The 19,269-nt window shown below is 62.3% G+C and carries 14 protein-coding genes; 7 read left to right on the forward strand and 7 right to left on the reverse strand.

Annotated features, from left to right (window positions below; translation table 11 throughout):
* The first annotated feature begins 232 nt into the window (after positions 1-232).
* Positions 233-1,420 carry a CaiB/BaiF CoA-transferase family protein gene (locus SMD14_RS09305; protein ID WP_321216108.1) on the forward strand — a complete coding sequence of 396 codons (1,188 nt, stop codon included), beginning with the start codon at positions 233-235 and terminating at the stop codon, positions 1,418-1,420.
* Positions 1,421-1,450: 30 nt separating this feature from the next.
* Entirely contained in the window at positions 1,451-3,124 is a 1,674-nt protein-coding gene (locus SMD14_RS09310; protein WP_321216109.1) for a FumA C-terminus/TtdB family hydratase beta subunit, read from the forward strand.
* Positions 3,125-3,562: 438 nt separating this feature from the next.
* Here the strand turns inward: SMD14_RS09310 and SMD14_RS09315 are convergent, their stop codons facing one another.
* Entirely contained in the window at positions 3,563-4,726 is a 1,164-nt protein-coding gene (locus tag SMD14_RS09315; RefSeq protein WP_321216110.1) for an acyl-CoA dehydrogenase family protein, read from the reverse strand.
* 643 nt (positions 4,727-5,369) lie between these two features.
* Here SMD14_RS09315 and SMD14_RS09320 point away from each other — a divergent pair.
* Positions 5,370-6,422: a tartrate dehydrogenase gene (locus tag SMD14_RS09320; RefSeq protein WP_157242441.1), complete on the forward strand. Its 1,053-nt coding sequence runs from the start codon at positions 5,370-5,372 to the stop codon at positions 6,420-6,422.
* Positions 6,423-6,426: 4 nt separating this feature from the next.
* Here SMD14_RS09320 and SMD14_RS09325 read toward each other — a convergent pair whose 3' ends face one another.
* The 5 genes from SMD14_RS09325 to SMD14_RS09345 all read right to left on the reverse strand — a co-directional run bounded on the left by SMD14_RS09325 (position 6,427) and on the right by SMD14_RS09345 (position 12,528).
* Positions 6,427-7,638, reverse strand: a complete 1,212-nt coding sequence (locus tag SMD14_RS09325) for an MFS transporter (RefSeq protein ID WP_157242440.1) — start codon at positions 7,636-7,638, stop codon at positions 6,427-6,429.
* Entirely contained in the window at positions 7,635-9,632 is a 1,998-nt protein-coding gene (locus SMD14_RS09330; RefSeq protein WP_321216111.1) for an aconitate hydratase, read from the reverse strand. The genes SMD14_RS09325 and SMD14_RS09330 overlap by 4 nt, the downstream gene beginning before the upstream one ends.
* Positions 9,633-9,716: 84 nt before the next feature.
* On the reverse strand, positions 9,717-10,790 hold the full coding sequence (locus tag SMD14_RS09335) for an ABC transporter substrate-binding protein (protein WP_321216112.1): 1,074 nt from the start codon (positions 10,788-10,790) through the stop codon (positions 9,717-9,719).
* Positions 10,791-10,822: 32 nt separating this feature from the next.
* Positions 10,823-11,620, reverse strand: coding sequence for an ABC transporter permease (locus tag SMD14_RS09340; protein WP_197432532.1), 798 nt, complete (start codon positions 11,618-11,620; stop codon positions 10,823-10,825).
* 62 nt (positions 11,621-11,682) lie between these two features.
* Positions 11,683-12,528: an ABC transporter ATP-binding protein gene (locus SMD14_RS09345; RefSeq protein ID WP_321216113.1), complete on the reverse strand. Its 846-nt coding sequence runs from the start codon at positions 12,526-12,528 to the stop codon at positions 11,683-11,685.
* A 142-nt stretch (positions 12,529-12,670) separates the two neighbouring features.
* Here SMD14_RS09345 and SMD14_RS09350 point away from each other — a divergent pair, with 142 nt between their 5' ends.
* The 3 genes from SMD14_RS09350 to SMD14_RS09360 all read left to right on the forward strand — a co-directional run bounded on the left by SMD14_RS09350 (position 12,671) and on the right by SMD14_RS09360 (position 15,823).
* A complete protein-coding gene (locus tag SMD14_RS09350; RefSeq protein WP_321216114.1) occupies positions 12,671-13,462 on the forward strand; it encodes an IclR family transcriptional regulator in 792 nt (263 codons plus the stop codon).
* Between the two features lie 124 nt (positions 13,463-13,586).
* Positions 13,587-14,906 carry a CaiB/BaiF CoA-transferase family protein gene (locus SMD14_RS09355; protein WP_321216115.1) on the forward strand — a complete coding sequence of 440 codons (1,320 nt, stop codon included), beginning with the start codon at positions 13,587-13,589 and terminating at the stop codon, positions 14,904-14,906.
* On the forward strand, positions 14,906-15,823 hold the full coding sequence (locus SMD14_RS09360) for a hydroxymethylglutaryl-CoA lyase (RefSeq protein ID WP_321216116.1): 918 nt from the start codon (positions 14,906-14,908) through the stop codon (positions 15,821-15,823). Before SMD14_RS09355 ends, SMD14_RS09360 begins: the two co-directional genes overlap by 1 nt.
* A 399-nt stretch (positions 15,824-16,222) precedes the next feature.
* On the opposite strand, the gene SMD14_RS09365 is transcribed toward SMD14_RS09360, so the two are convergent.
* Positions 16,223-17,557: a NosD domain-containing protein gene (locus SMD14_RS09365; protein ID WP_321216117.1), complete on the reverse strand. Its 1,335-nt coding sequence runs from the start codon at positions 17,555-17,557 to the stop codon at positions 16,223-16,225.
* A gap of 364 nt (positions 17,558-17,921) precedes the next feature.
* Here SMD14_RS09365 and SMD14_RS09370 point away from each other — a divergent pair, with 364 nt between their 5' ends.
* Positions 17,922-19,199: a sugar ABC transporter substrate-binding protein gene (locus SMD14_RS09370; protein ID WP_321216118.1), complete on the forward strand. Its 1,278-nt coding sequence runs from the start codon at positions 17,922-17,924 to the stop codon at positions 19,197-19,199.
* The last annotated feature ends 70 nt before the right edge of the window (positions 19,200-19,269 follow it).

Raw genomic sequence — 19,269 nt, forward strand, 5'->3', positions numbered from 1 at the left:
TCGTCCAGAATAAACGACACCATGCCTGAAGTAAAGAAATAATGCATACTTTGAGAGTGAATGCATCTTTATGGCACGCGAGCTGCTTGCATATGGTTCCGCAAATCATGCATTACCCTTGCTGATTAGGCATTATTCAGTATCATTGAACTAGTGACGAGCTGGCGGTTGCCGGCAGTCCCATCCCGAATCGCGTCGTCAAGACGTGAGCGGCCATGACGAAGGACAAAGAATGCAGACCGAACTTCCGCTTGCGGGGCTGACCATCGTTTCCTGCGAGCAAGCCGTGGCGGCGCCATTTGCAACCCGGCAGCTCGCCGACATGGGCGCACGGGTTATTAAGGTAGAGCGTCCCGGCGATGGCGATTTCGCACGAGGCTACGACGAAACAGTCAATGGACTGTCCAGCCACTTCGTTTGGCTGAACCGCTCGAAGGAGAGCCTGACTCTTGACCTAAAGCAGCAGGCTGCCCTGGATGTCATGCATGAGCTCCTCGCCGATGCTGACGTTTTCGTCCAAAACTTTGCGCCAGGGGCAGCTGAAAGGCTAGGACTTGGCGCAGAAGAGCTTCGGAAGCGGTACCCCAGGCTCATCACGTGCTCCATCAGCGGTTATGGCAGCAGCGGCCCCTACCGCGATGCCAAGGCCTACGACCTGTTGATCCAGTCTGAGGCCGGCTTGGTGTCAGTTACCGGCTCGGAAGCCGAGCCTGCCAAGAGCGGCATACCAGCCGCCGACATCGCTGCAGGTATGTACGCCTTCTCGGGAATCCTGTCCGCCCTGTACAGCCGTGAACGCACAGGAGCTGGCTCAGCGCTGGAAATCAGTTTGTTTGACTCCCTTATCGAGTGGATGGGGTACCCCATGTACTACACGGAGTACGGCGGAACTGCTCCTGTCCGGGCGGGCACCAGCCACGCTGCGATCGCACCATACGGAACATTCACTGCAGGCGACGGAGTGGACCTCGTGCTCTCCATCCAGAACTCCCGTGAGTGGGTGGCTTTCTGCACGCAAGTCCTTGGAAACCCGGCGTATGCTGAGGATCCGAGGTTTGACACCGGAAGCAAACGGGTGCAAAACCGGGGAGAGCTTAACGACGTTATCAACGCTGTCTTCGCGGCCCACACCGGGTCAGTGATGGAAAAGCGCCTGGCCAACGCCAAGATCGCGCATGCACGCCAGCGCGAAGTCGCTGACGTCCTGGAACATCCTCAGCTGGTGGCAAGGAACAGGTGGCAGAAGGTGGACACCTCGGCAGGACCTGTCCGGGCAGTGTTGCCGGCGATTACCACCGTCGGCGTAACTCCACGGATGGGCTCCGTTCCCGACGTGGGGGAGCACACGGTGCGGATCCTCGAAGACCTCGGCTACGGTGCTGATGCCATCAGCAGCATGCGCAGCGCGGGTGTCTTCTAAGACTGCCCGACGATGACGAGAGAGAAATTCATGAACACGAAAATCTTCCAGTACGTCGACCAGCTTCCTGTTGGCGCGGATGAAACCCCCATGCGGTTGATAGCACGGGAGGGCATCCGCCTCCGGGGCGCCGGCGAGGAAGTCGTTCTGGAAATCGACCCTGCCGTACTCACGCAAATGGCTTACGAAGCATTTAGGGACGTGTCCCATTACCTGCGCCCCGCTCACCTGGCCCAGCTGCGGCGAATCCTTGAGGACCCCGAAGCGTCACCCAATGACAGGTATGTAGCCTTGGACCTTCTAAAAAACGCCAACGTCGCCTCCGGCGGTGTCCTGCCCATGTGCCAGGACACGGGGACTGCCATCATCTCCGCCAAGCGGGGGCACCGGGTGATGACAGACGGCGATGACGCCAGGCACCTGTCCCGTGGAATCTATGACGTCTTTCAGGAACTGAACCTTCGTTATTCGCAGATGTCGCCGGTGACGATGTGGAAAGAAGCCAACACGGGCACAAATCTTCCCGCACAGATTGAGATTTCGCTCGCCAAGGGTCTGGAGTACGAGCTTTTGTTCATGGCCAAGGGCGGCGGCAGTGCGAATAAGTCCTTCTTGTTCCAGGAGACAAAATCGATCCTGGACGAGGACAGGATGCTGGAATTCCTTCGGGAAAAAATCGAGAGCCTTGGCACCGCAGCTTGCCCGCCTTACCATCTGGCCATCGTTGTTGGCGGTACGTCCGCCGAGTATGCACTCAAGACCGCCAAGCTGGCATCAGCCCACTATCTTGACACCCTGCCGTCCGAAGGCAGCGGCGCAGGCCATGGCTACCGCGATCTGGATTTCGAGCAGAAGGTATTTGATCTGACCACGAAGATCGGATTTGGTGCCCAGTTCGGGGGAAAGTACTTCTGCCATGATGTGAGGGTTATTAGGCTTCCTCGCCATGGAGGATCCCTGCCGATCGCCCTGGCCGTATCCTGTTCGGCTGACCGGCAGGTCCTTGGCAGAATCACGCCCGAAGGCGCCTTCCTTGAAGAACTCGAAAGGGACCCGGCCCGCTACATACCCAGTACAGGCCTTGAAGACATCACCGACTCCGGTGCCGCCATTGCAATTGATTTGAATGCGCCCATGGATCAGATCCGGCAGCAGCTGAGTCTGTGCCAGGTCAGCACAAGGGTGTCGCTTACGGGGACAATGATTGTGGCCCGTGACATCGCCCATGCCGAATTCCGCAACCGTGTCGAACGGGGCGAGGGCCTACCGCAGTATCTGCTCGACCACCCGGTCTACTATGCCGGGCCCGCAAAAACGCCGGAAGGCTTCCCGTCCGGCTCCTTTGGGCCGACAACTGCAGGGCGGATGGATGGCTACGTAGCGGACTTCCAGGCTTTGGGGGGTTCCCTGGTGATGCTGGCCAAGGGCAACCGTTCGCGCGCAGTAGTCGAATCATGCCGTGCCTATGGCGGGTTCTATCTCGGTTCAGTAGGGGGGCCGGCTGCACGGCTGGCCCAGGATTGCATCCGGTCGGTGAAAGTTATCGATTACCCGGAACTCGGGATGGAAGCTGTCTTCAAAATCGAAGTCGAGGATTTCCCGGCCTTTGTGGTCATCGACGACAAGGGCAACGACTTCTTCAACAAGGACGACAAGAAGCTCGTCGGGCTCGGGGCCACGCGGCTGATCGGGGATGCATCGTAGGTTGGGGGGAAAGCGTGGCAAGGCCCACTGGCTCGCCGCCTCCCGGTGAGGGCCGGGAACGGAACTAATCCTCAATTCAAAAAGCGGGGCCTCTGACTTGGGCGTCTCACGTTACAAGTTTGGTGCCGTGGCCGCCTGCTTCGCCGCGACAGGTGGTAGCCCGGCCGTTCCCGTCTATCAGCCCCGCGGAGGGCAGTCGCGTCTTTCATCGCACCTTGCCATTGTGAACATCTTCCGCCCCCGGTGCCCGTGTAAAGGCTTCGAGGGTCCCGCCCACAACTAAGGCGCTTGTCATCCCACCTCTCGTCATCGAGTCTGAGCGCCGCACGCCGGGCAAAAGACGAGGGCTGGCTGTATTGTTTGTGGTCCCGGCGCCGATCCCGACTTTCGGGTGGCCTGTTGCGGAAGGAAGGGTGCCGGCGCCGGAATTCTGCAACGTCAGTAGGAGCGGGGCATGCCGAGGACTTTGGTGGCGACAAAAGCCTTGATCATGTTGTTGTTCACCGGTGCGACCTGGAACATGCGCGTTTCCCGGAACTTTCGCTCGACGTCGTACTCGTCAACAAAGCCGTAGCCGCCATGGGTATCGAGGCAGGCATTGGCAGCAGCCCAGCTGGCCTCGGAAGCAAGGTGCTTGGCCATGTTGGCTTCGGCGCCGCACGGCTCCCCGGCGTCGAAGAGCCGGGCTGCGTCCCAGCGCATCAGGTCCGCGGCCCGGAGCTTCATGTAAGCATCCGCTATGGGGAACTGGACGCCCTGGTTAGTCCCTATTTTCCGGCCGAAGACTTCGCGCTTGTTCGCGTAGTCAGTGGCCCGCTGCGTGAACCAGTAGCCGTCGCCGATGGCTTCCGAAGCCAACAGAATCCGTTCCGCGTTCCAGCCATCCAGCACGTACCGGAAGCCCTTTCCTACTTGGCCGATGACAGTCGATGCTGGCACGCGAAGTCCTTGATAATGGATCTGGTTGGTGGCGTAGTTGAACATTGTGCGGACTTTAATGACCTTGAGTGCATCCGGCTGTTCTTCCCTCACTTGCCGTAGATCTACCAGGAACAAGGTGAGCCCGTGTGTCTTGTCCTTGCCCTTCTGGGAGGTTCGGGCCAGGACAAACGCGAGATCGGATTCATCGATCCTGCTCGTCCAGCTCTTGTGCCCGCTGATGATGAAGTCCTCGCCCTGCCGCACTGCCTGGGTCTCAATGCTGGTGGTATCAGAACCGGCCTTGTCTTCTGTAATGGAGAAGGCCTGCAGGCGTAGCTTTCCGGCTGCGATCTGGGGGAGGTAGGCGTCTTTTTGCGCCTCGTTTCCGTGCCGAAGCAGTGCGCCCATTGTGTACATCTGGGCGTGGCAGGCAGCCGAGTGGCCACCGGATTTGTTGATTTCTTCCATGATAATGCTGGCCTCGGACAGCCCCAGGCCCAGCCCGCCATAGTACTGGGGAATCAGCGCCGAGAGCAGGCCTGCCTGCGTAAGCGTGTCGACAAACTCCTGCGGGTAGCGGCGGTTTCGATCAGTCTCCCGCCAGTATTCATCAGGAAATGAGGAGCACAGCTCCTGCGTCTGCTGGCGAAGCCGGTCAAGGTCAAAAGCGGAGGAGATCATCGTTGGTCCCTAGTGTCAGGGCTACATCCCGAGGACGTAACTGAACAGTATAATCCATTATAATGCATTATACTGCATTGTAAAATTTTAGTTGTTGAATCATGCATTTTCAAGGGGAGTGCCTGGTGAACCGGCTTCTGCCCACGCAGGCCACTGTCAAATAAGCAGCTACTACTAATGGGCAAGGCGAGGCTGGTGCCGGGTTCCCCGTCGCAGGGAGGGAAGGTCTCGTCTCGGACGAAGGGTCCGTCCTGAATTCCGGCGCAGCGCATTCGGGGAGAATCTCAAGATAGGCAGGGGGATTCGTAGGGCCGCATTTGTCCTGCCAAAAAGGGTGTGGACAGTTTCCACACTTACGTCTGCTTTTATTGCATGGCAGTAGCGACCCCGTCCAGTGTCAGGTTTGGCTCTGTCAGGTTTCAGCGAGGGTGCCGGAAAACGAAGAAACCGAGCCCAACCTGTCGCTCTGGCACCATAGCCACATCCAGTTGGCAAGCGCCATCCTCGTGCTACCGGGCGGGGGACACAAGCGGAGGTTTGTGGCATTGCCGGCCCCTTAATTTGAACCGGGCCGTGATTCGTTGGGGCGGAGCGCCTGGCCCTCCGCATATGCTCTTTAAACACCACGAACGATTGGATGCGCATGAGCCGCCGTTATGTCATCGATGCGATTCCCGGCGACGGCATTGGCGTGGATGTCACCGACGTCGCGATGCAGTGCGTCGACGCCGTCGCCGGAATGTACGGCTTCGACGTCCAGTGGCGGGTCCGCGACTGGAACAGCCACTTTTACCGCAAGGCGGGCCGCATGATGCCTGTTGACGGAATAGAGCAGCTGAGCAGCGGTGATGGCATCTACCTGGGAGCCGTCGGGACACCGGACGTGCCCGACGATGTCACTCTTTGGGGGCTCCTCATCCCTATCCGCCGGGAGTTCGACCAGTACATCAACCTCCGGCCCATGCGGTTGCTGCCCGGCATCGTCGGTGCCATGCCCGGCATCGAGGACCTGGACATCGTGGTGGTACGGGAGAACGTTGAAGGCGAGTATTCCCAGATCGGAGGAAGGTTCGGCGCCGGAACCGAAGGCGAGTTCGCGGTTCAGGAGAGCGTCTTCACCAGGCGCGGTATCGCCCGGGCGGCGCGCTATGCCGCTAACGTCGCCACCGAACGCGGCGGCCGGCTCGTCTCCGCAACAAAGTCCAACGGCATCATCCACACCATGCCGTTCTGGGATGAGGTGGTGGCGGAGACAATCACGGCGTTCCCCGGCGTCGTCGTCGAAAAGGTGCTCATTGATGCGCTGGCGGCACGGCTGGTGATGAAGCCGACGAGTATCCGGACCATCGTTGCGTCGAACCTGTTCGGGGACATTCTTTCGGACCTGGTAGCTGGTATTGCCGGGTCCATCGGCATTGCACCCAGCGCCAACCTCAACCCGGAGCGGCGGCACCCGTCGATGTTCGAGCCCGTGCACGGCTCTGCTCCGGATATCGCAGGCAAGGGTATCGCCAACCCGGTGGGCGCTCTGTGGGCCGCTGCAATGATGCTCGACCATCTCGGTGAGGCGGAGGCCGCCCGGTCCCTGACCTCTGCCTTTGAGGGAACGCTCGCGGACGGCACTGCGACGCCGGACCTGAAGGGCACCGCCACCACCGTGGAGTTCGCCGCCGAAGTGCTGTCGCGCCTGTCCTAACCAACTAGCTGGTGCGCAATCGCTTCTCCAAACGGAACGCGACCAGCGAGGCAGCCGCCCCGGCACCTGCGACCAGCGCTGCAAGCGTCCATCCAACGGCGGGACTGAAATGGGAGAAAACGATCCCGAACAGCAACGGCCCCAGCGTTCCGCCGATGTAGGTACCGCTCTGAGTGATCCCGGTGGCCCGGATGGTGAACGGATGCGCCGTGCGTGAGACCACGTAATGGGCCAGGCCGTTCCAGCCCCAGCCCAGACCGAACGCGACGACGGCTCCGGCTGCATAGGCGATCGGGAAACCGGACGCCATGCCGAGCAGCCCCAGGCTCCCGGCCCCCATCATCAGGGCCACCGTGGCCATCGAGCCGCCGATCCCCCGGTCCGCGGCAATACCCACCAGCGGGCGGGCCAGAATCCCGGCCACACTGGCGGCGCCCAGCAATAGGCCCGCACCGGCGGCATCGAATCCCGCCTGCACAGCCATGGTCACAGTGAAAGCACCCACTACATTGGCCTGCCCGGCTCCCAGGGCACTGGCCACGGCGGTGGCAAAAAGGAATGGTTTCAGCCTCCGGGGGAGCGGTTCCCTGGCGGCTTTACCGGAGCGCCCTTGGAACGGGGCAGTGCGTGGGAGGGTGCGGAGCAGCGCCGGGATCAGGGCCGCCGCCAGCAGTGCTGCCAGCGCAAAGGTCCAGTTCCACCCCACGGTAAGAGCGAATAGCGGGACGGACAGGCCGGCGGTGAGCGTCGCCGTCGGAATGGCGGCCTGCTTGAGGCCAAACGAGAAGGCGCGGTTGCGTACCGCCACCTGGTCCACGATCAGGCCGTTGGACAGCGGGTGGATCAGGGCGTTTGCGGTACCGGCGAAACTGAGCCAGACGATCAGCCACGCCCAGTGCGGAGTGACAAAGGCGATGCCGGCCAGTGCAACAAAGCCCAGCCCGACGGCGAGCGGGACTCCGCGGCGGAGCCCCAGTCCGCTCGCCACATACCCGGCCGGGGCGGACAGCAGTGCTGAGACAGCCCAGAAGGTGGAGACCGCGACTCCGAGTGCTGACGCCGTCATGCCCAGGTCCTGCTCAAGCTGGACAGCCAGCCCGCCGACGAGGAAGACCGGCAGCACCGCCACCACCGTTGTCAGCGCCGCGATGGCCGTGGCGCGCTGTCCCGGTCGACGCGCCGGTGTTCGAACGGGGCCGACGGCGGCTGGCCTCACCGTGGAGATCGGCTCTGCGAAACGACTGCCGCGTTGTCCTGTACGACGGCGTCGCCGGCCAGCATGGAGCGCCCGCCGGTCCGCACCTGGGCCAGCAGGCCGCCGGCAGTGAGGACGGCACGTTCGGCCGGCGAGAAGTCGAGCCCGAGCGTCAACTCGGTGCCTCCGTCCACTCGGGCAGTGACGGAGCGGCGACCATCGGCCAGGGCGTCAGCAAGCCCTTCGATGACCCACCGCTGCCCGGTTGAGCTTTGCGCGTCGGAGGGCAAGATCAGCGGCACGATGCCGGCGGCGATGAGGTTGCGGCGATGGATCCGCGCGTAGCTGCGGGCAGCGACCACCCGGACCCCCAAGTACAACGGGATCAGGGCGGCATGCTCCCGCGACGAACCCTGCCCGTAGTTTTCCCCGCCCGCAATGATTCCGCCGCCCCATTCGAGGGCGCGATCGTGAAAACCGGGGTCCAGGCGGCGGAACATGAAGCGCGCGCAGACGGCGATGTTGGACCATACAGACATGGCGATGGCGCCGTCGGGAGCCATGTCACCAGTGGAGATGTCATCACCGACGGCGATCAGCACCCGGGCGTCCAGGTCAGCCGGCAGCGGTGTGGGCTGTGGCGGCGGGACGAGGTTGCTGCCCCGCTCGATCTCGATGTTGCGACGTGCCTCAAGGGGCAGGACACCGGCAATATGCAGGTCATGGACTTCCGGATGCGGAGGAGTGGCAGGGCGGAGCTCGCCGCGGCTGACGGTGGAGGCGTCGACGATGGCGCCTTCCAGCGCGCTGGCAGCAGCGGTCGACGGCGAACACAGGTACACGGAGTCCTCGGCTGTACCGCTGCGGCCCGGGAAGTTGCGGTTGAACGTGCGCAACGACGGCGCACCCTCCGTGGGTGCCTGCCCGATGCCCACGCAGGGGCCGCATACCGGCTCGAGCATCCGCGCCCCGGCCCCCATAAGATCCTCATAGACGCCGGAGGCGATGATCGTCTGCAGGATCTGGCGTGATCCCGGCGTCACCGTGAGCTGGACGGACGGATGGACGGTATGTCCCTTGAGGATGGCAGCCACAGTGGCCAGGTCCTCGTACGAACTGTTCACAGAGGAACCCACGCAGACCTGGACCACCTCAGTGCGCGGCAGTTCGGACACGGGACGGACGTTGCCTGGTGAGTGGGGCAGCGCCACGAGCGGAACGAGGCTTGATAGATCAATCTGCTCGTCGTCGTCGTAGCCTGCGCCGGCGTCGGCCGCCAGGGGGACGAACTGATCCTCGCGGCGCTGGGCCCGGAGCCACGCGCGGGTCTGGTCATCGGAGGGAAAGATGGCTGTGGCGGCACCTGTTTCGATGATCATGTTGCAGATGGTCGCGCGCGCCGAGACTGACAGGGAAGCCACACCCTCCCCGTAGAACTCGAACACCTTCCCGCGGCCGCCCCGCACGCCATGGCGGCGCAGCAGCTCCAGCACCACGTCCTTCCCTTCGGCATTGGGTCCGAGCGTGCCCGTCAGTTCCACCCCCACGACGGCGGGGCACACAAAGTCGAACCCGTAGCCCGCCATCGCCACGGCGACCTCCAGCCCGCCGGCGCCGAGGGCGAACATGCCGAGGGCACCCGCCGTTGAGGTGTGGGAGTCCGCGCCCACCAGGACCTGGCCCGGCCTGGAGAATTTCTCAAGGTGGATGTAGTGGGAGATGCCGTGCCCGGCGGGGGAGTAGCGCAGCCCGTAGCGGGCGGAGAAGGTGCGGAGGTAGTGGTGGTCCTGCATGTTCTTTTCATCGATCTGCAGGACGTTGTGATCGACGTACATGACCGCCAGCGGCACGGCGACGGAGTCCATGCCGAGCATTTCGAACTGCATGGCGGTCATGGTTCCGGTTGCGTCCTCGATGAGGATCTGGTCAACGGCGATGGTGATGTCGGCGCCGTGAGTCAGGCCGCCGGACGCGAGATGGCTGGCCAGGATTTTGTGGGTCAGTGTCTCGGGCATTCAGAGCTCTCCTCAAGCAGGAAGGCGGTGATGGCGGCAGAGGCACGCCATCTCTTGCGGATGGCGTGCCTCTGCCGGTTGGTGCTACTTCAGGAATTCGTTCGTGTAGGTGTCCGCCAGCTTGATGTCCTTATCCCCGACCTCCGGGTTGGCCACCCGCTGTGTCTTCAGGACCGCCTGAACGCCGTCCTCGGTAAAGGATCCGTCCTTGCTGAGCGTCTTCTTCAGGTCCTCAATGACCTTGGCGTAGAGCTGCTTGTCTCCGCCGGCGAACTTCTCAGGCATTTTCGCGGCAATCTCCTCGCCGGAGTGGCCGTCGATGAATTCGAGGGTGCGCTTGATCGCCTTGGCGAGCTTGCCTGCGGTTTCCTTGTTCTTGTCCAGCCATTCAGTCTTGGCGTAGAGGGAGGAGGACGGCCAGGAGTCGGTGTCGAATACTTCCTTCAGACCCTCCACGGTCCGGACGTCTTCCAGCAGCACCGGATCGTGGCCTATCCGCTTTGCGAGTACGGAGATGTCAGGTTCGAGCATCACTGCGGCGTCCACCTGGTTCTGCTCCACGGCGGCAACGGCAGAGGACCCGGCGCCGATCGCTGAAACTGCGGCATCCGCCTGCTGCATGCCATTCTTGGCCAGCAGGAACTTTACGAACATGTCGGTGGAGGACCCCGGTGAGGTCACTCCGACGTTCTTGCCCTTGAGGTCCGCAATGGACTTGATCTGGCCCTCATTCTTGGGCGCCACGATGAGGGCAAGCCCCGACGACTCGCCCATGTCGACGAACGCCTTGATGGGCTGGTTCTTGGCCTGCATCTGGATGGTGTGCTCGTAGTATCCGCTGGTGACATTTGTGCTGCCGCCCACCATCGCAGTGAGCGCTTTCGAGCCGCCCTGCAGGTCCTGGAGTTCGACGTTCAGGCCCTCTTCCTTGTAGTAGCCCAGTTCCTGGGCCAGCGTGGTGGGAAGGTAGGTCAGGAGAGTCTGGCCGCCGACGCCGATGATCACCTTGGTGCCTTCCCCGCCGCCGGCAGCACCGGTCCCGCCCTGGCCGGGAGGTGCAGCCGAAGGGGCGCCGCAGGCGGAGAGAGCCAGGGCAACGGAGGCAAGCAGGGTCAGGGGGCGGAAGAGCCTACGGCGCCGGGTTTCTTTCTGGGTCATGAGAGTTCCCTTTCAGGCGGTGATGGTAATAGTTACGAGGACCGGGCCGGGCGCCACCTGAGGAGGTGCCGTTCGAGGCGGTTGACGAGGAGGTCGATGATCAGGACCACGAACATCAGGATGAACATGCCGGCGAAGACTCCCTTGGTATCGAAGACACCCTGGGCCTGGGCTATGGCGTAGCCCACACCGGCGGAAGCTCCGAGGTATTCACCCACCACTGCGCCGGTGATGGCAAAACCTACGCTGATATGCAGGCTGGAGAAGATCCAGGTCAGGGCGCTGGGGATGAAGACGTGGCGGAGGAGCTGCTTCTCCGACGCCCCCAGCATGCGTGCGTTGTCCACGAGGACCCGGTCCACGCTCTTGACGCCCTCGAGGGTGTTGAAGAAGACGATGAAGAACACCAAGGTGAAACCGAAGGCGACCTTTGACCAGATCCCCAGGCCGAACCACAGCAGGAAGATCGGGGCCAGCACCACGCGGGGAAGGGCATTGAACATCTGCAGGAACGGGTCCAGGAGCCGCTCCAGGAAACGGACCCTCGCCAGGAGGAAGCCCAGGACCAGGCCGGCCGCCGCGCCCGTCAGGAAGGCGAGGATCGATTCCTGCAGGGTGATCCACAGGTGCGGGAAGACGAAGCCGCTGGAGATCCAGACCCATACCGTCATCAGGATGTCGGAGGGGAGGGGGAAGAAGAATGGGTCGATAACGCCAACGCGTCCCAACAATTCCCACGCGCCGAGGACAATGACGGCGAGGGCCAGTTGTCCCATCCGGATGGAGAAGTTGGACGCTTCACCCCGTTTGCGCCGGGGGCGCTCAACCATGGCCGGACCCCGCTCCTTCCGGAGGGGAAAGCGCTGTGTCTTCTTGGAAACTGGTGCCACCGTCATGCTGCGTCGCTCTCTTCCTCTTCCCGCGCTGATTCGTAGGTCTTGGATACCTCAACCTTGAGGCGCCCCCAGATTTCTCTGTGGAGCTCGACGAACTTGGGATCGTCCCGGATGTCCAGGAGGTCACGGGGGCGGGGGATGTCGATCTCGTAGCTGCCGACGACGGTGCTTCCCGGCCCGGCCCCGAGGATGACCACCTCGTCGGACAGGGCAATTGCCTCATCCAGGTCGTGGGTGATGAACACGACGGCCTTGTCCGATTCCTGCCAGAGCTGGAGGAGTTCGTTCTCCATGATCTGACGGGTCTGTACGTCGAGTGCGGAGAAAGGCTCGTCCATCAGCAGGATGTCGGGGTTGACGATCCAGGCCTGGGCGACTGCGGTGCGCTTGCGCATGCCGCCGGAGAGCTGGTGGGGGTACCGGTCAGCGAAGTTCTTCAATCCCACCTTCTCGAGCCAGCGGCGTGACTCGTCGTAGGCCTCGGCCTTGGAGACCCCGGCCATGGTGAGCCCGAGGCTGACGTTGTCGATGACCGACTTCCAAGGCAGCAGGGCGTCCTGCTGGAACATGTAGGAGGCGCGGCGGTTCACCCCATATACGGGCTCACCGAAGCTGTGGACAGTGCCCGAGGAAGGATTCAGGAGTCCCGCTGCCATGTTGAGGATCGTGGACTTACCCGATCCCGTCGGCCCAACGATGGAGACAAACCGTCCGGGCTCCACCTTGAGGTCGATGTCCCGGACAGCGAAGTACGATCCACCGCCGGGAGTTGCAAACTCCTTGGTGCATCCGTTGAGCTCAACCGCAAAATTCGATGATTCAGGCTGTGAGGGCTGCGTCATTGCTATTCTCCCGCTAACCACATTGTGAGTTGTTGGCCATATAGTGGGCACTACGCTAACAGTAACGTCTGTCACACTACAAGGGGGCTTCAAATAGGCGCCACCCCGCCCTGACCGAGAAGAAGGAACCTGGAATCGAGCCATGAGCGCAACCGAAAACGCCGCCGCCCCGTTGCTGGTGCTGAAGAAGATCACGGCCATCCTTGATGCCTTCTCCCTGGTGCGGCCAGAATTGAGCCTCGCCGAAATACGCGCGGAGACCGGGTTGCCGCACTCCACGGTGCAGCGCCTGGTCGCGAATATGGTGCATGAGGGAATGCTCGATCGGCGTGATGACCAATTCCGGGTCGGGTTGCGTATGACCCACTGGGCGGCGCCCGCCCGGCAGGGCCTGGACTTCCTGGAATTGCTGACACCGGTAATACGGCGATTGCGGGATGAGCTGGGCGAGACGGTCTGCATCTTCAGGGAATCGCAGGGAAGCAGGGTTTGCGTCGCGTTGGCCGAGACCCGACGGGTTCTTCGAAGGGCGGTCGAGGTCGGCGATATCATGCCGCTCCACGCCGGTTCGGCGGGCCGCGTATTGCTCGCCTGGAACCCCGACCTGGCGGAGAAGGTCTACGGGTCAGGGCTCCGGTCCATCACCGACCAGACCATCACGGACGCAGCAAGCCTTGATGCCGCCGTCTCGAAGACTCGTGCGGACGGTTTTGCCATCACTACCGGGGAGCGGGTTTCCGGGGCCAGCGGCTTGTCTGTTCCGATCTTCGGCCCGCAGGCTGAGCTCTACGGTGCACTCACCGTCATGGGGCCCACCATGAGGATGCCTTACGACGTGTGTGCTTCCTGGATAGAGCCGGTCATCGCCGCGGCAGCTGAAGGTACCCGGCTGATCGGCGGAAGTCTTCCCTCCGAGGTGGAGCCCATATCGTGATTTCATGTTCACAATATGAGGACAGGAGTGCATACTGGTTCCTGTACGACGGGGAGCTCATGAACCTCCGTCCGTGTGTACGTCGCCCACTGGGTCCGCATCAGGAATCAGGAGTTGAGATTTGATGAAGGTTGTCGAAACCGGCACAGCGAAGCTTGGCAAGGACGCAGAGGACGGGGCCGGCCACGGGATCGCTGAAGAAACGCCACCAGCCGTCGCAGGCAGGCCCAAAATCGCGGGCGATGGTGCGGGTCCTCTGTCCGGCGTGCGCGTCCTCGAACTGGGATCCCTGATCGCCGGCCCTTTCGCGGGACGGCAGATGGCAGACTTCGGTGCCGAAGTCATCAAGGTCGAATCCCCAAACAGGCCGGATCCCATGCGCGAATGGGGCCGCGCGCGCGTTAATGACCACACCCTGTGGTGGTCGGTGCAGTCCCGCGGCAAAAAGTGCGTCACTATGGACCTGAAAGCCCCCCGCGGCCGGGAGCTCTTTCTTGAGCTCTGCAAGGACGCCGACGTCATCCTCGAGAACTTCCGCCCGGGCACTATGGAAAAGCTTGGCCTCGGCCCTGAAGAGCTGTGGAAGATCAATCCCGGCCTCATCATCGCCCGGGTCTCGGGATACGGACAGACTGGTCCGGAAGCATCAAAGCCGGGTTATGCCTCCGTCGCCGAAGCGCGGAGCGGATTGCGGCACCTGAACGGCTATCCCGACCAGCCGCCACCCCGCACAGGTATTTCACTGGGGGACAGCCTCGGCTCGCTGTATGCCCTGCAGGGGATCCTGCTGGCGTTGTACTGGCGGGATGCCCGCGGGGGGACCGGCCAGGTGGTCGATGTGTCGCTCGTTGAGGCGTGCTTTTCACTACTGGAGAGCGCGGTGCCGGACTACGCCGCCACCGGTATTGTTCCCGGACCCAGCGGCTCGGGACTGAAGGGGATCGCGCCGTCGAACATCTTCCGCTCCAGCGACGGCAAGTGGGTTGTCATAGCGGCCAACCAGGATTCGGTCTTCGTGCGCCTGGCCACAGCGATGGGCATGCCCGGGCTCGCGGAGGACCCGAAATACCGTGATCATGCGCAGCGGGGCCGCAACCAGGAGGAGCTTGAAAGCATCATCGCCGATTGGGCGGTGCACTACTCCGCCGGCGAGCTGGTCAGCCTGCTCGATAAACACGCTGTTCCGAACAGCACCGTGAGTACCGTTGAAGATATCTTCGAGGATCCGCAGCTCAAAGCCAGGGACATGCTCGTGGAAGTGGCTGACGACGAGCTGGGCGCCGTGGTCCAGCCGGGAATCGTTCCCAAGCTCACGCGCTCCGCCGGCCGGATTAGCTGGAACGGGCCTTTGGTGCATGGATCCCACAATGCCGATGTGTACCAGGGCCTCCTGAACCTCACCGAAGAAGAGTTTCAGAATGCACGTAGCGAAGGAGCAATCTGATGGCGTTTGCCCACGGAACCAGGCCGGTCTCGATCGTGGACGTCAGCCCGCGCGACGGGCTGCAGAACGAGAAGACCCCCGTGAGCACGGAAGATAAGGTCCGGCTCATCGAAGAGCTGATCCGGATGGGTGCGCGGCGGATCGAAGCCGTCAGCTTTGTGAATCCCAAAGCCGTACCCCAGATGGCTGATGCCGACGCCGTGATGGCGTCGGTCCCGCGCACCGACGCCGTGAGCTATATCGGCCTGGTGCTGAACACCAGGGGTGCCCTCCGGGCTGTCGATGCCGGGGTGGACGAGATGAACTATGTACTGCCGGTGACCGACGCATTCGCCTCAGCCAACCAGAACACCACAGTTGCTGCAGCGCTTAGGGCTCTGGAGGAAGTGTCGGACATCGCTGCCGCCGCATCCATTCCACTCAGCGTCACCGCAGCTGTCGCTTTTGGCTGCCCCTACCAGGGAGACGTCCCGATCGAGCAGACCCTCGAGGTCGTCCGCAGTGCAATTGGCCGCGCGAACCTGGCTGAAGTGGCGTTGGCCGACACGATTGGTTGCGCCGTGCCGTGGCAGGTGGGCGAGACTTTCGCCACGCTGCGCCAGGAAACCGACCTGCAGTTGAGGGCCCACCTTCACGAGACCCGCCACACTGCGCTGGCCAATACTTATGCGGCGATGGCGTCGGGTGTCGATGTGTTCGACAGTAGCGTCGGTGGTCTCGGAGGATGCCCCTTCGCTCCCGGCGCGGCCGGAAATATCTCCACGGAGGATCTCGCGTGGATGCTCGGGCGTGCAGGCTTCCCGACAGGCATCGACGTGCACAAAGCAACGGAACTGGGCCGCTGGATTTGCGGCCTCGTCGGTACCAATCCGCGTTCCGGACTGGCAGGGGCAGGAGTGTTCCCGGCGGCAGCGTAAGGCGCAGTACTTCGGCTGCACCTCGCGTCGCCTGGTTTGAGTTCAAACATAATGCCCGGCGATTCGAACGGCGGCGCTTTTAAGTCGAAAGCTATGGGCTAGATGTCAATGTGGGAATAAATCGCCCTTGTTCGCGGCCTGGGTGCCAGGTACCTACCGCGTCAAGCGATGGGATAAGGCACACATGATGTTCTGGAACTTGCATCCCCAGCGCAAGACACTAATAAAAAATCTTCCCTGAGTGGACGAAGATGAACCACAGGAGGAGGGGTGCGCCGTCCCGGTGTAAATGGCGTGGTAACGGTCGCGGGTTTCCGTGAGCGTTGTCGAGCTTCATGGCTTGAGCCGTCTTCACTGCCGGGCAACTGGCAGTGAAGACGGCTATCTTGCTTTCCGGGCCTAGGGGGTTGGCCTTATGGCTGTATCGGCGCTGTAGGAAGTGACCTTTGAAGCGGGGCCGCTGTCAAGCACTTTTGATCGGACTGTGGAAGCATCCAAAACGACGTGCTGTGTTTCGACGTTGCTCACAACATGGTTGGTGGCCACTACGTTGCTGTCACCCCCGGCGACAAGGATCATTGTCGGCTGGGCGTTCGGCGGTACGATCCTGTCGGGCGAGACGTCGTAAGCGATGAGGTTGTTGGCGAAAAAGTTGTTGTCTCCCGCGATGTGAACCACGCCGTAAAGATCGTCCAGGCCGTTGGATGTTCCGAGGAACGGCGGGAAGCCTTCCATACCGCGCCGGAAGTGGTTGCCAGTGATCAGGTTTTCCTTGCAGTTGTTAATGAGGCGCATTATGCCGGGGAAGAAACCCTGGAACCTGTTCGAGGTCACCGAGCATCTGTTGCAGCCGGTCAGCTCGACCAGGCTCCTGCCCCGGGGGAACAGGTTGTTACCGGTGATGAGAAGACCTTCGTGATTCTCCGCCAGCAGGGTGGCCCCCTCCGGCCCGGCCCCCATGAGGTTGTTGCTGACGATCGTCGCCTGTCCGGCGCCGGTGAGTTCTACGCAGTTGCCGCATTCGGCGATCATGTTGTCGTGGACACGCAGGGCGTCGGCGCCACGGACTATGAGTGCGTGTTCGAGATACACAAAACCCATGCCGGTGATGTGGAAGGAGTCGTTGTCTGAGGCGACTTCAATGCCGGTTCTGCCGTTTCGGTAGCTGTTGCCGTCTGGCGGGAACTCCACGCCATCAAGGCAGAAGTCGCGGAAAACAACTCCGGACAGGCGGGGGCTCCCCGCCCGACGTACCAGGAAGGCCTGCGGAGCTGTTGAAGGAGTAAGGACACGGATGTGGCTGCCGCCGGGCTGCAGTTCGAGCCAGCCGGACGTGTCCACATTGTCCTTTATGCTGCGGGAGAAGAACCCGTGGCCAAAGCCTGCAATGGTCAGATAGCTGACGTCCACGACAACTTGAGTCCGAAGGTCGTAGTCGCCCGGGGGGATGGTGATGACGGCGCCCGGCCGGGCGTCTGCCGTGGTCTGGCGCTTTTTGACGTCCGCGATGATGTCATTGATCACCGCACCAATGTCTATCTGGGCCGTCACCTCGGGCCGGCCCTTGATCTTCCAGGACGTGACGTCGTATCTGTTTGTTTCTTCCGTGCTGTCCGCGGCCTGCGCCGGTGCTGCAGCGCCAAGAGCCAGCGCTCCGGTAAGCGTGGCAACAGCGCCAGCGCCTAATAGTCTGCGTCGGCTCGGGTCCATCATCAGCGAATTTTTGTCAGTCAACGCTTGTCTCCTCAATGCACTGTGGAATGTGTGGGCTATCCGGGACCGCAAAGCATCGGTTTTCGCAGCACAGGGCGGCAGGTTTCAACGAGAGCTCCGCATACGCGTGGAAGATGTCCCGACCGCCATGGAGTCGGGAGTCCCAAGTGGTGCCAAAACGATTTGGTTGGCCGGATACATTGAGGCTAGGAGGGCGGAGCAACAGCTGTCAACGCCAAAATGTCCCACGGTTTTTGGCAAAGCAGCGACCCTTGACACCTGAACCTGCCCAGTCCTATCGTGGATGCCAAATCGTTTTGGCAAAACGATTTTTCAGTCCAAGTCACTCTCACCATTCCGTTCAAGAGAAAGTGAGTCGACAGCGATGTCCACTCGTAAATTCATCGGCAGGCTCGCCATCGGCGGCATCTGCAGCGCCGTCGCACTGGCCGCCTCGGCCTGCGGCGCAGGTGGCCCGGCCCCGTCTACAGGAACTGCCGGAACCAACACCGTCAACGTCCTGGTCGAAGCCGGCGGCCACGCCGAACTGACCGGCGTCGCCGCACAATGCAAGAAGGACGCCGGCGTAGACGTCAACTTCGTTGAACTGCCCTACGACGGCATGTTCAACCGGCTTTCCAGCGAATTCTCCTCCGGCAACGTCTCCTTCGACGTGGCCGCCCTGGACTCCGTGTGGCTGCCCAGCTTCAAGGACGCCCTCCAGCCCATTGACGAGATCTTCACTGACGAGGCGAAAAAGGACATCTTCCCGGCCCTGGTCAAGGAAGCCAACGTCGACGGGCACTTCGTGGGCCTGCCCGCCTGGACCAACGCCGAAATTATCCTGTACCGCAAGGACCTGTTCGAGGACGCCAAGAATAAGGCCGACTTCCAGACAAGGTACGGCTATGAGCTGGCTGCCCCCACCACGTGGAAGCAGTACCAGGACATCTCCGAGTTCTTCACCAAGGACGGCATGTACGGTACGGATGTCAAGGGCGGCGTGGAAACCGAATGGCTGGCCCACGTCCTGCAGGCCGGCTCGCCCATGGTTCTGGACGGCGACAAGGTGGTCATTGACAACGCCGCGCATAAGGAAGCCCTTGACTTCTACGTGGGCCTCGCCAAGTACGCTCCGTCCGGCGCAGCGCAGGTGGACTGGGCTGCAGCCCAGAACCTGTTCAACCAAGGCCAGACCGCCATGACCAGGTTCTGGGCCCACGCCTACCGGCAGATTCCCAAAGACTCCCCGGTGGCGGGCAAGGTGGGCGCAGCCCCCATGATCGCCGGTTCCGCCGGCGTCGGCGGCGTTCCGGGCCCCTGGTACCTCACGGTGCCGAAGGCCACCAAGAACACCGAGGCGGCCAAGAAGTTCGTGAAGTGCTCCTACGACTACAACGACAGGGGCATCGAATCCAGCCTGGGCCTGGCCTCCCGCATCTCCGCGTTCGAGAAGTACCAGGACAAGGAAGGCTACGAGAGCTTCAAGCCGCTGATCGAAACTCTCAACGGTGAAGCCACCGCCACCCGTCCGGCCACCGAGAAGTGGCAGCAGATCGTGGACACCGTCCTGGTTCCCATGCTGCAGAAGGCCGTTGCCGGCGGTGACTCCGCCGCCCTCCTCGCCGACGCCAAGAAGCAGATCGAGGACCTCCTCAAGTAAGAGCCCCCGCGGCCGGCATCTGCCGAAGAGGCACAGCAACTCCGGTGCCGGCCGCGGCCCCAACCAGCGG

The organism is Pseudarthrobacter oxydans, from assembly GCF_034258515.1.
Taxonomy (GTDB): domain Bacteria; phylum Actinomycetota; class Actinomycetes; order Actinomycetales; family Micrococcaceae; genus Arthrobacter.

Excerpts from the sequence above, each read along its gene's own strand:
- SMD14_RS09305 (WP_321216108.1), top strand. The coding sequence starts at position 233 with ATGCAGACCGAACTTCCGCTTGCGGGGCTGACCATCGTTTCCTGCGAG.
- SMD14_RS09310 (WP_321216109.1), top strand. The coding sequence starts at position 1,451 with ATGAACACGAAAATCTTCCAGTACGTCGACCAGCTTCCTGTTGGCGCG.
- SMD14_RS09315 (WP_321216110.1), bottom strand. The coding sequence starts at position 4,726 with ATGATCTCCTCCGCTTTTGACCTTGACCGGCTTCGCCAGCAGACGCAG.
- SMD14_RS09320 (WP_157242441.1), top strand. The coding sequence starts at position 5,370 with ATGAGCCGCCGTTATGTCATCGATGCGATTCCCGGCGACGGCATTGGC.
- SMD14_RS09330 (WP_321216111.1), bottom strand. The coding sequence starts at position 9,632 with ATGCCCGAGACACTGACCCACAAAATCCTGGCCAGCCATCTCGCGTCC.
- SMD14_RS09335 (WP_321216112.1), bottom strand. The coding sequence starts at position 10,790 with ATGACCCAGAAAGAAACCCGGCGCCGTAGGCTCTTCCGCCCCCTGACC.
- SMD14_RS09340 (WP_197432532.1), bottom strand. The coding sequence starts at position 11,620 with ATGGTTGAGCGCCCCCGGCGCAAACGGGGTGAAGCGTCCAACTTCTCC.
- SMD14_RS09345 (WP_321216113.1), bottom strand. The coding sequence starts at position 12,528 with ATGACGCAGCCCTCACAGCCTGAATCATCGAATTTTGCGGTTGAGCTC.
- SMD14_RS09350 (WP_321216114.1), top strand. The coding sequence starts at position 12,671 with ATGAGCGCAACCGAAAACGCCGCCGCCCCGTTGCTGGTGCTGAAGAAG.
- SMD14_RS09355 (WP_321216115.1), top strand. The coding sequence starts at position 13,587 with ATGAAGGTTGTCGAAACCGGCACAGCGAAGCTTGGCAAGGACGCAGAG.
- SMD14_RS09360 (WP_321216116.1), top strand. The coding sequence starts at position 14,906 with ATGGCGTTTGCCCACGGAACCAGGCCGGTCTCGATCGTGGACGTCAGC.
- SMD14_RS09370 (WP_321216118.1), top strand. The coding sequence starts at position 17,922 with ATGTCCACTCGTAAATTCATCGGCAGGCTCGCCATCGGCGGCATCTGC.